An 11,473-nucleotide genomic window follows, 5' to 3' on the forward strand; every position below is an offset into this window, starting at 1 on the left:
TACTGGGGGTAAAACTATGACGGAAAAATATGACGTAATCATTATCGGAGCAGGACCTGGTGGCTTAACTGCTGCTCTTTATGCTTCTCGTGCAAACCTTTCAGTGTTAATGCTTGATCGTGGTTTGTATGGTGGGCAAATGAATAACACCGATGCAATTGATAACTATCCCGGCTTTAGTGAAATTAAAGGACCAGAGTTGGGCGAAAAAATGTACAATTCTGTTATGAAGTTTGGTGCCAAATTTGAATATGGCGACGTTCAATCTGTAACCACTGATGGTGACCTAAAAATAGTTAAAACAGATACTGGCGAGTACAGTGCACCTGCCTTAATTATTGCTACCGGAGCGGATCATCGTCATTTAGGTGTTCCTGGTGAAGATGAATATTCCGGTAAGGGTGTTTCTTATTGCGCTGTTTGTGATGCTGCCTTTTTTAAAGATGAAGATATTGCGGTTATAGGTGGCGGCGATTCAGCTATTGAAGAAGGAATTTACTTGGCTCAAAGTGCTAAGTCAGTTACGGTTATACATAGGCGGGATCAACTACGCGCTCAACCAACTCTGCAAAAACGTGCTTTTGCCAATCCTAAAATGCATTTCATTTGGAATGGCTTAACTCAATCTATTGATGGTGACGGCAATAAGGTGACTGGCGTTACCTATAAAGATAAAGAGACCGGTGAAGAAAAACACTTAAAGACTCGCGGTGTTTTTATCTACGTTGGCGTTATTCCTCAAACTGCTCCTTTTAAAGATTTGGGCGTAACTGATGAGAATGGTTGGATTCCAACAGATGAGCATATGAGAACTAAGGTTGATGGTATTTTTGCCTTGGGTGATGTAAGGGCAAAAGACTTGCGCCAAATTGCTAATGCAGTTGGTGACGGCAGTATTGCTGGCCAACAGGCATACAATTATTTGCAAGATTTAAATGATCGGAAAATATAAGGATTACAAAAAGAATTCAGCTTAAATGAATTCTTTTTTTATTTTTACAGATAGCAATAGTGATAAATGCTAGAATATAATTTATGAAAACGAATTAAAAGCTAGAAAAAGAGGAACATTACTGAAATGAAAGCAAGAGAAACATTTCAAAAATGGCAACAGGCGCGAAATCTGCCCGATTATTTAAAAGATCAACTGTCTGAACTTGGTCAAGATTCAAATTGGATTGAAGATGCGTTTGGGCAAGATATTAATTTCGGTACTGCCGGTATGAGAGGCAGACTGGAGCCGGGGACTAATCGCATCAATTTATACACTGTTGGCCGTGTAACAGAAGGTTTAGCTCGGTTAATAGATGAAAAGGGTGAGCAAGCTCAAAATAATGGGGTAGTAATTTCTTTTGATTCACGTTATCACTCACGTGAATTTGCGGATCATGCGGCCAGAATTCTAGGAAGCCATAATATCCATGTTTATCTGTTTGATGATTTAAGACCGACACCTGAATTATCATTTGCTGTTAGGTACTTACACGCTGCAGCCGGAATTAATATTACTGCTTCTCATAATGCCAAACAATATAATGGATACAAGGTCTATGGTGCTGATGGCGCCCAAATGGGTCCTGAAGATGCAGAGCGAGTTTTTGAGTATTCTCAAAGAGTAACAGATATTTTTAACGTTAAAGCAGCGCCAGTAGGGCAACTCCGTGCACGAAAAACTTTACAGCTGATTGGTGAAGACATTGATGAAGCATATTTAGCAGCATTGAAAACGGTAAATGTTAACACCGACCTTATCCGGCAAAATGCCGACAAATTAACCATTATTTATACCCCATTGCATGGTACAGGTAAAATGATTTATGATCGCGCATTCAGGCAAGGAGGTTTTACTAATGTAATTCCGGTTCCCAGCCAGACAATCATTGATCCGGAATTTCCAACAACTAAAAAACCAAATCCGGAATACCGTGATGTTTTTGATCCGGGAATAAAGTTAGCAAATGAAAAACAGGCAGACTTAATCATTGCCACGGATCCTGATGCTGATCGAATGGGTGCATGCGTGCGCACCAAAAATGGTGATTTCCAAGTGCTTACTGGTAACCAAATTGCCACGCTAATGATTTATTATTTGCTGGTTAATTTAAAAAATAATGGTCAATTAGCCAGCGATTATGAGTTAATTACCTCGGTAGTTTCCAGTAGCATGCCGTTTAAAATTGCCCAAGATTTTGGTATTAAAACCAAATATGTTTTGACCGGTTTCAAGTTTATTGGCGAAGAAATCGATCGCATGAGTAAGATGCATGATGGCAAATTCTTGATGGGCTTTGAGGAAAGCTACGGCTATCTTTTTAAGCCTTTTGCGCGAGATAAAGACGCTATGCAGGGTGCACTAATGTTTGCTGAAGTAGCTTCTTATTATGCTTCACGCAACATGACCGTGCTAGATGGTCTCAATGAAATTTGGCAAAAATACGGTACTTCATACGAAATTACTAAAGCTATTGAAATGCCGGGTATTGGTGGACAAAAGAAAATGGCGCTTTTGATGTCAAAATTACGTTCAGAGCATTTAGAAGAAATAAATGGGGTTAAGGTTAACAAAATCCAAGACTTTTTAAAGCAGCAGGAAATTACCGAGAATGGTGTTAAACCGCTAGCAGGGCTACCTAAATCCAATGTATTAAAATATTATTTGGCAGATGAAACTTGGCTGGCCTTAAGACCATCTGGTACAGAACCAGTAATTAAAGCCTACGTCGGAGTTAATAAGCCCGATATTGCAACTGCTCACGCGGCGGCTGAAAGTTATCAAAAGGCAATGGCAAAACTGTTAAAATAAGACAAAAAGGATGCGAAAATACGTTCGAGAGAGTAAAATATAATAAGTCAAATAAGAGTTGGGCAATTTTGTCCAACTTTTTCTACGAGGAGTCTTTCGATGATTAAACGACAAGAAGAACGTAAATTTGAACTCGTTTCTAAATTTAATCCAGCAGGCGATCAGCAAAAAGCCATTGATAAATTGGCTGCTGGCTTTAAAAAAGGGTATAAAGAACAGATTTTGGAAGGTGCTACCGGTACTGGTAAAACTTTCACTATGGCCAATATTATTGCTAAGTTAAATAAACCCACTTTAGTCATTTCTCATAATAAGACTTTGGTGGGACAGCTATATGGAGAATTTAAAGAGTTTTTCCCACATAATGCCGTTGACTATTTCGTGTCATACTATGATTATTACCAACCTGAAGCATATGTGCCGCAATCAGACACATATATTGAAAAGGACTCAGCAATTAATGATGAAATTGACCAATTACGTCACCAAGCTACCAGTGACTTAATGGAACGAAACGATGTTATTGTCGTAGCGTCAGTTTCGTGCATTTACGGCTTAGGTGACCCTAAAGAATATGCTGCGAGTGTGATTACGGTTCATGAGGGTGAAGAATACAACAGAAACACTTTACTGCGTGATCTAGTCAATATTCAATATGACCGCAATGATATTGACTTTCAACGTGGTCGTTTTCGCGTTCGTGGAGATGTTGTAGAAGTTTTTCCTGCAGGCAACTCTAACCACGCTTATCGGATTGAATTTTTCGGTGATGAAATTGACAGAATTGTAGAAGTTGATGCCTTAACCGGTGAAGTTATTGGTGAAAGAGAGAGTATTTCACTTTTCCCAGCAACGCACTTCATGACCAATGAAGAGCAAATGAGACGGGCTCTTAAGGCCATTTCACAAGAAATGAATATTCAGGTGAAAAAGTTTGAAGGCGAGGGAAAGTTGCTAGAAGCTGAACGTATTAAACAGCGGACCACTTTCGATATGGAAATGATGGGTGAAGTTGGCTATACCAACGGTATTGAAAACTATTCTCGTCATATGGAAGGAAGAAAAGAAGGAGAACCCCCTTATACTTTACTTGACTTCTTTCCAGATGATTTTCTCATTCTAATTGATGAGTCTCACGCAACTATGCCGGAAATTAGGGCAATGTACAACGGAGACCGCAACCGTAAAAAGACTTTGATTGATTACGGCTTTCGTTTACCTTCTGCGCTTGATAACAGGCCCTTGAAGCTGGCTGAATTTGAAAAACACGTTAACCAAATATTATATGTTTCAGCAACCCCGGGAGATTATGAGCTCGAACGGACAAATCATAAGGTCGAACAAATCATCAGACCAACTGGTTTGCTTGATCCTAAAATTGAGGTTAAACCGGTTGAGGGTCAAATTGATGATCTAGTTGCTGAAATTAACAAGCGGATTGAAAAGAATGAACGTGTTTTCGTTACTACATTAACGAAAAAAATGGCTGAGGACTTAACAGATTATTTAAAAGATCTCGGGATTAAAGTGCAATATCTTCATTCAGATGTTAAAACTTTGGAACGGATGCAAATATTGCGTGACTTGCGTACTGGCAAGTATGACGTTTTAATTGGTATTAACTTATTGCGTGAGGGTATTGATGTACCGGAAGTTTCACTGGTCGCAATTCTTGATGCTGATAAGGAAGGCTTTCTACGTGCATACCGGCCACTAGTGCAAACAATGGGGCGTGCTTCCAGAAACGCAGATGGGGCTGTAATTATGTATGCCGATACAATCACAGACTCAATGCGGGAAGCTATTGATGCAACGCAGAGAAGACGTAAATTACAGATTAAATTTAATGAAGAGCACGGTATGAAACCGAAAACTATCGTTAAACCGATCAGGGATGTTATTTCTGCTACAAAAGTGGCGGATGAAGATACGCAAACTGATAGTTTTGCTGATTTGAACTTTGACGAATTAACCGTTAAACAAAAGAGAACCATGATTAAAGACTTGCGTAAGCAAATGCAGGAAGCTGCTAAGAAACTTGATTTCGAAGGTGCTGCAACCTTGCGGGATGCTATCATGGAACTGGAAAGTTCAACTAGAAGTCCAATTAAGAAAAAAGGGAAAGCATTAAATGGTAAATGATAAAATTGTTATTCGGGGTGCGCGTGAACACAATTTAAAAGACATTAACCTGTCTATACCTAAGGATAAATTAGTTGTTATTACCGGCCTGTCGGGTTCTGGCAAAAGTTCTTTGGCTTTTGATACTTTGTATGCCGAAGGGCGCAGAAGATATGTTCAATCACTGTCAAGCTATGCGCGCCAATTTTTAGGACAAATGGATAAGCCGGATGTTGATTCAATCGATGGCTTAAATCCAGCAATCTCAATTGATCAAAAAACGACATCGCATAATCCCAGATCAACTGTGGGCACAGTTACTGAAATAAATGATTATCTTAGACTTTTGTGGGCTCGAGTTGGGCACCCAGTTTGTCCTAACGATGGTACTTTAATTGAAAGACAGTCGGTTGAGCAAATGGTTAATCGCATTTTGGCTTTGCCTGAACGTAGCCGTATTCAAATTTTGGCACCTGTAATCAGGTCTAAACGTGGTGCGCATAAAGAAGTCTTTAAACGGGTACAAAGAGCAGGCTATGTGCGTGTTATTGTTGATGGCGATATGCATGAAATTGGTGAAAAATTTGATTTAGAAAAAAATAAGCGGCATTCAATTGACATCGTGGTTGACCGTTTGATTGTTAAAGAAGGTATTCGGTCACGCCTTTTTGATTCGGTAGAGGCAGCTCTGCGCTTATCGGACGGCTATATGAATGTTGATGTGATCGGCGCAGAAACGATCAACTTTTCAGAATACTATGCTTGTCCTAAATGCGGCTTTACTGTAGGAGAAATGGAACCACGGCTCTTCTCTTTTAATGCACCATTTGGCGCTTGTCCTGATTGTGACGGCTTAGGTGTCAAGTTATCAGTTGATGAGGATTTGGTTGTTCCGGATCAAAGCAAAACTTTAGCCGAAGGAGCAGTTGCACCTTGGAAAAATTCCAAGTACTACGGGGAAATGCTTGAGCAGGCATGTACGGCTTTGAAAATTCCGCTTGATAAACCATTTTCTAAGTTGACTAAGAAGCAAAAAGAGACAATCTTACACGGCTCAACTAAAAAAATTAAGTTTCATGTTACCGGTGATTTCGGAGTTAATGATACGACAGCGCCTTTTGAAGGCGCTATGGAGAATGTTGAAAGACGTTATTATCATCCGATGTCAAAATTCATGCGTGATGTTATGGGCAAATATATGACAGAACTTACTTGCTCAACTTGTCATGGCAAAAGATTAAATCGTAAAGCATTAGCTGTTAAAGTTAATGGCAAGGATATCGCTGAGGCATCGGATTTGGCAATCAGTCATGCCCTTGAATTTTTCAATAATATCAAACTTGATGAACAAGAATCTGTCATTGCTAAGCCAATACTAAAGGAGGTGCGTGACAGGCTCACCTTCTTAAATAGTGTGGGCCTAGATTATTTGACCTTGTCACGTTCTGCTAATACTTTATCTGGTGGGGAAGCTCAAAGAATCCGACTTGCGACCCAAATTGGTTCAAATCTTTCAGGAGTCATGTATGTTTTGGATGAGCCATCAATTGGTTTACATCAGCGTGATAATGACCGGCTGATAGCTGCTTTGAAGCGCATGCGTGATTTAGGTAATTCCTTAATTGTAGTTGAACATGATGACGAGACTATGAGACAAGCCGATTACCTGATCGATATGGGTCCGGGTGCTGGGACTTATGGCGGTGAAGTCATGGCTGCCGGTACGCCTGAAGAAGTAGAACAGAATGAGAAATCTCTAACTGGACAATATATGGCAGGTAAAAAGTTCGTTCCTGTTCCGTTAAAAAGGCGTAAAGGTAATGGTAAAAAAATTACGATTACCGGTGCAGCTGAAAATAATCTCAAAAATTTAAAGGTTGAATTTCCTTTAGGCAAATTAATTGTGGTTACTGGGGTTTCAGGTTCAGGTAAATCAACCTTGGTAAATATGATATTAAAACGTGCTTTAGCACAAAAATTGAATCGAAATCAAACTAAACCTGGCAAATATAAAACTATCAGTGGCTACCAAAACATTGAAAAAATCATTGATATTGATCAAAGTCCGATCGGTCGCACTCCTCGAAGTAATCCCGCTACTTATACCAGTGTTTTTGATGATATTAGAGCTTTATTTGCCCAAACAAATGAAGCCAAGCTTCGTGGTTACACTAAGGCGCGCTTTTCTTTTAATGTTAAAGGCGGTCGTTGTGAAGCCTGCCATGGCGATGGCATTATTAAAATAGAAATGAATTTTTTACCGGACGTCTATGTTCCGTGTGAAGTTTGTCATGGCAGTCGTTATAATTCTGAAACTCTCGAAGTAACCTATCGCAAGAAAAATATTGCACAGGTTTTAGATATGACAATTAGTGAGGCTTGCTTGTTCTTTAAAAATATTCCTAAAATTGCGCGCAAATTACAAACAATTGTGGATGTCGGTTTAGGTTATGTCAAACTAGGTCAGTCTGCTACTACCTTATCCGGTGGTGAAGCGCAAAGGATGAAGCTTGCTGCGGAGTTGCAGAAGTTATCAACAGGTAAGAACTTTTACATTTTAGATGAGCCGACAACTGGTTTGCATACAGATGATATCAAGCGTTTACTGGAAGTGCTGCAAAGACTCGTTGATCAAGGCAATACAGTTTTGATAATCGAACACAATTTGGATGTGATTAAAAATGCTGATTGGTTAATTGATCTGGGTCCTGAAGGAGGAGAAGGTGGTGGCCAAGTAGTTGCCACTGGCACACCAGAGCAGGTAGCACAAGTTAAGGAAAGTTATACCGGTCAGTATTTAAAGCCAGTTCTTATGCGTGACACGTCACTAACAAAAAAGGCTAGTGCAAAAAGTAATTAAATAGTATTAATTGTTTGTGAGAAAGTGTAAAATATAGCGCAAGGAGGAATAAAAATGGATAATTTTTCTAGTTACGGACAAAATCGTGGTTTTAATTGGGCCGCATTTATTTCTGGTATTTTAATGGTAATTGCCGGGTTATTTCTATTGCGGCACCCTGGTAAAGCACTACACGCATTTGTCTTGCTGTTCGCTATTGTCTCTATTGTCCAGGGATTTGTTTGGCTGGTATTTTACAGCCGTTTTCGGTATTTTATCCCTTCTAGCTGGTGGTCAATTGTTTCAGGGGTACTGGACATTATCGTTGGAATTTTGTTTCTTTACTCATACGACGCTGCTGGATTAACAATTGCCTACCTTTTTGCTTTTTGGTTCTTATTTGATTCGATTACCGGTATAGTTTTTTCATGGCAGATGAGAAGAATTTCTAATTTCTTCTTTTGGCTAAACCTAATATTAAATATACTAGGATTATTGATAGCAATCAGCCTGATGTTTAATCCGGCATTGTCTGCTTTAACACTAATTTGGTTAGTGTCATTCTGGTTATTAATTTTTGGAATTAATCAAATTATTGCAGCTTTTGTCAATCGCTAATAAATAAAAAGTTCATTAGAACTTTTTTTTTACTCAAAAAAGTTAGGAAAAACCTGGTATGGTATAATTTTATTAATAGGGGGGGTAGTTTGAAAATGGCTGAGCACAAAAAGCAACTACTGATTATTACAGGAATGAGTGGCGCGGGCAAAACCGTGGCTTCTCATGCTTTGGAAGATATGGGCTATTTTATAGTTGATAATTTGCCTCCATCGCTTTTACCTAGTTTTTGGGAATTAATTGTCAGGTCGGATGATTTTACTAAAGTAGCAGTGGTAATTGATTTACGAGTTAGACGGTTTTATAAAGACTTAGATAATGAGATCAATTCGCTTGAAGATAATGGCAACGCTCAAACTAGAATTGTATTTCTGGATGCTTCCGATAACACTTTAGTAGCCCGTTACAAAGAGACAAGGCGTGTGCCACCATTGGCAAGCAATGGCCGCTTGCTTGACGGTATTTTAGAAGAAAGACGAATTTTAACAGGTATAAAGAATCGAGCTAATGACATTATAGATACCTCTAATTTGTCACCTAAGGAACTAAAGCAGGAGCTGATTAATAGATTTAGTAAACAGCATAAACAGCCATTTTCCATTGAAGTATTATCTTTCGGCTTCAAATACGGTATGCCAATTGATGCAGATATTGTGATGGATGTCAGGTTTTTGCCTAACCCATTTTATATACCTGAATTAAGGCCATTTACGGGACTCGATAAACGGGTTTTTAATTATGTAATGGATAAAAAACAAACCCAGACTTTTTATCAAAAATTTTTAGATTTGTTAAAAGTTGCTTTGCCGGGGTACATTAATGAAGGCAAAAGCAAATTAACTATTGCAATTGGGTGTACGGGTGGTCAGCATCGCAGCGTTGCAATTGCACAGCAATTGGCACAGGACTTGGCTGAAGACTATACAGTTGATATTACGCACCGCGAAATTAGTCGTTACACTAGAAAAAGGTGATTTTCATGACATATGCTGAAAAAGTGATTCGTGTAACTAGAAGTAGAAGACCACAGATTGTGGTCATTGGTGGTGGAACTGGGTTGCCAGTTGTTTTGAATGCGCTTAAAGAACAGGAAGCTGAAATAACCGCCATTGTGACGGTATCAGATGATGGTGGTTCTTCAGGATCAATTCGCAACTTTATCAATGTCGTTCCACCAGGTGATATTCGCAATGTGCTGGTTTCTTTAAGTGGAATTTCACAGGAAGAAAAAGATATTTTTCAATATCGGTTTGATTCCTCCGATTCATTTTTTTCAGGGCATGCTATCGGAAACTTAATCATTGCTGCTTTGAATGAGATGCATGGCAATATTTTTGATGCTGTCCAGTCTTTGTCTAAAATGATGCACGTAGATGGACACGTGTATCCTGCCTCTAACGAGCCCTTAACACTTAATGCTGAGTTTGTTGATGGGACCATTCAAGCAGGAGAAAAGGAAATCACTGATAAGGATAAGAGGATAAAACGAGTTTGGGTTACCAATACAAACTCAAATTCTGAACCAAAAGCCGTGTCTAAAGTGCTAAATGCTATTAAAAATGCTGATGCAGTAGTGTTAGGACCCGGAAGCTTGTTTACTTCAATCTTACCTAACCTGATGATACCTAATTTAGGCGAAGCTGTTAGGAAAACTAGTGCAGAAGTAATATATATTTGCAATATTATGACGCAGCTTGGTGAAACCGATCATTTTTCAGACTGTGATCACGTTAAAGTAATTAACGCACATCTTGGTGGTCATTATATTAATACTGCTTTAGTTAATGGTGCCAAAATTGACATGTCTAAGTTTAATCCTAGTGATTACGATGCGTATATTGAGCCGGTAAAAAGAGACTTTAACGGACTGCGCGAGCAGGGCTGTCGGGTGATTACCGATGATTTTATTGACCAGCGTAGCGGATTGGTTTTTCATGACGGTAAGAAGGTAGCAAAAGAGATCATCAACCTGGCATTTGCCGCAATGGCTCGCAGGAAGGAATAACAAATAATGGCCAGCTATGCTAGTAACGTAAAAAAAGAGTTGACTTCGCTGCCCATTCACCGCGAACATGCCAAAGCTGAATTGGCTGCTTTCCTGCGTATGAATGGCGTTTTGAATTTTCATGAGCACAAATTTAGTCTTGATATCACTACTGAAAATCCTGCCATAGCTAGACGTATTTTTTCATTGATAAAAACTGCATATAAGGTTGAACCACAACTGATAGTCTCTCGCAAAATGAAGCTTAAAAAAAATAATCAGTATTTGGTGAGATTACAAAATCACGTTAAAGAAATACTGAATAATTTGGAAATTTTGACCCCAAGCTTGAATTTAATTACTAGCATTCCTAAAAGAATAATTAATTCACGGGAAGGGTCGATGTCATATTTGCGTGGTGCTTTTTTAGCCAGTGGCAGTGTGAATAATCCTAATACGAGTCGGTATCATTTGGAAATTTATTCTATTTATCAAGACCATAATGACGATTTGCTTCATATTATGAATGACCGCTTTAATCTGAATGCTAAAAGTACACCAAGAAGGCGTGGCTATATTGTTTATTTAAAAGAAGCCGAAAAAATTGGTGACTTTTTACATATTGTCGGAGCATTAAATGCAATGTTGTCTTTTGAAGATTTGCGCATTATGCGTGATATGCGTAATTCTGTTAACAGGTTGGTCAATTGTGATACAGCTAATTTAAAAAAGACGGCTAATGCAGCAGCCAAGCAGGTTGAAGATATAGAGTTGATTGAACGTAAAATTGGGCTAGAAAACATTCCTGAAAAATTGCAAGGTTTGGCTAGACTAAGATTAGATGAACCGGAACTATCACTGAAAGAAATAGCGCAACAGGTGCCAGATGGTCCGATTTCAAAATCTGGAGTCAATCATCGCTTTAAAAAAATTCACGATATTGCTGCAAGTTTAGAGCAATAAAAAAGAAACTCATCAATGTGAAGCTAACCCCTAAAACTGGACGTTAGTTTTATATCGTTTTACTTAAGGCTTGATTCCGATATTGAATCGGAGTTAAGCCTTTTAGCTTGTGCCGAATTCTATCTTCATTGTAATAACTTATCCA

Annotated in this window: 9 protein-coding genes; 8 read left to right on the forward strand and 1 reads right to left on the reverse strand. The window is 38.8% G+C overall.

The genetic code is table 11. From position 1 onward, the window contains the following. Positions 1 to 16: 16 nt before the first annotated feature. From trxB to whiA, 8 genes are all read left to right on the forward strand, one after another. Positions 17 to 952: a thioredoxin-disulfide reductase gene (gene trxB / locus F5ESL0260_RS03405; RefSeq protein WP_122025853.1), complete on the forward strand. Its 936-nt coding sequence runs from the start codon at positions 17 to 19 to the stop codon at positions 950 to 952. Between the two features lie 126 nt (positions 953 to 1,078). Further along, complete coding sequence (locus tag F5ESL0260_RS03410) at positions 1,079 to 2,803, forward strand: phospho-sugar mutase (protein ID WP_122025854.1); 1,725 nt, start codon at positions 1,079 to 1,081, stop codon at positions 2,801 to 2,803. A 99-nt stretch (positions 2,804 to 2,902) separates the two neighbouring features. After that, positions 2,903 to 4,945, forward strand: coding sequence for an excinuclease ABC subunit UvrB (gene uvrB, locus F5ESL0260_RS03415; RefSeq protein WP_122025855.1), 2,043 nt, complete (start codon positions 2,903 to 2,905; stop codon positions 4,943 to 4,945). Further along, positions 4,935 to 7,784, forward strand: a complete 2,850-nt coding sequence (gene uvrA / locus F5ESL0260_RS03420; RefSeq protein WP_122025856.1) for an excinuclease ABC subunit UvrA — start codon at positions 4,935 to 4,937, stop codon at positions 7,782 to 7,784. The genes uvrB and uvrA overlap by 11 nt, the downstream gene beginning before the upstream one ends. 54 nt (positions 7,785 to 7,838) lie before the next feature. After that, positions 7,839 to 8,381 (forward strand): HdeD family acid-resistance protein, encoded by a 543-nt coding sequence (locus tag F5ESL0260_RS03425; protein WP_122025857.1) that lies wholly within the window; start codon positions 7,839 to 7,841, stop codon positions 8,379 to 8,381. Positions 8,382 to 8,476: 95 nt separating this feature from the next. Next, complete coding sequence (rapZ, locus tag F5ESL0260_RS03430) at positions 8,477 to 9,355, forward strand: RNase adapter RapZ (protein WP_046324617.1); 879 nt, start codon at positions 8,477 to 8,479, stop codon at positions 9,353 to 9,355. Between the two features lie 5 nt (positions 9,356 to 9,360). After that, the gene (gene yvcK, locus F5ESL0260_RS03435; RefSeq protein ID WP_046324618.1) at positions 9,361 to 10,386 is read left to right on the forward strand and encodes a gluconeogenesis factor YvcK family protein; all 1,026 of its coding nucleotides are present in this window, start codon (positions 9,361 to 9,363) and stop codon (positions 10,384 to 10,386) included. Positions 10,387 to 10,392: 6 nt separating this feature from the next. Further along, positions 10,393 to 11,328: a DNA-binding protein WhiA gene (whiA, locus tag F5ESL0260_RS03440; RefSeq protein ID WP_122025858.1), complete on the forward strand. Its 936-nt coding sequence runs from the start codon at positions 10,393 to 10,395 to the stop codon at positions 11,326 to 11,328. Positions 11,329 to 11,377: 49 nt separating this feature from the next. Here the strand turns inward: whiA and F5ESL0260_RS09615 are convergent, their stop codons facing one another. Beyond that, on the reverse strand, positions 11,378 to 11,470 hold the full coding sequence (locus F5ESL0260_RS09615) for an IS3 family transposase (RefSeq protein ID WP_370448574.1): 93 nt from the start codon (positions 11,468 to 11,470) through the stop codon (positions 11,378 to 11,380). Between the last annotated feature and the right edge of the window lie 3 nt (positions 11,471 to 11,473).

This window comes from Lactobacillus sp. ESL0260, from assembly GCF_003692935.1.
GTDB lineage: Bacteria > Bacillota > Bacilli > Lactobacillales > Lactobacillaceae > Lactobacillus > Lactobacillus melliventris.

Excerpts from the sequence above, each read along its gene's own strand:
- trxB (WP_122025853.1), top strand. The coding sequence starts at position 17 with ATGACGGAAAAATATGACGTAATCATTATCGGAGCAGGACCTGGTGGC.
- F5ESL0260_RS03410 (WP_122025854.1), top strand. The coding sequence starts at position 1,079 with ATGAAAGCAAGAGAAACATTTCAAAAATGGCAACAGGCGCGAAATCTG.
- uvrB (WP_122025855.1), top strand. The coding sequence starts at position 2,903 with ATGATTAAACGACAAGAAGAACGTAAATTTGAACTCGTTTCTAAATTT.
- uvrA (WP_122025856.1), top strand. The coding sequence starts at position 4,935 with ATGGTAAATGATAAAATTGTTATTCGGGGTGCGCGTGAACACAATTTA.
- F5ESL0260_RS03425 (WP_122025857.1), top strand. The coding sequence starts at position 7,839 with ATGGATAATTTTTCTAGTTACGGACAAAATCGTGGTTTTAATTGGGCC.
- rapZ (WP_046324617.1), top strand. The coding sequence starts at position 8,477 with ATGGCTGAGCACAAAAAGCAACTACTGATTATTACAGGAATGAGTGGC.
- yvcK (WP_046324618.1), top strand. The coding sequence starts at position 9,361 with ATGACATATGCTGAAAAAGTGATTCGTGTAACTAGAAGTAGAAGACCA.
- whiA (WP_122025858.1), top strand. The coding sequence starts at position 10,393 with ATGGCCAGCTATGCTAGTAACGTAAAAAAAGAGTTGACTTCGCTGCCC.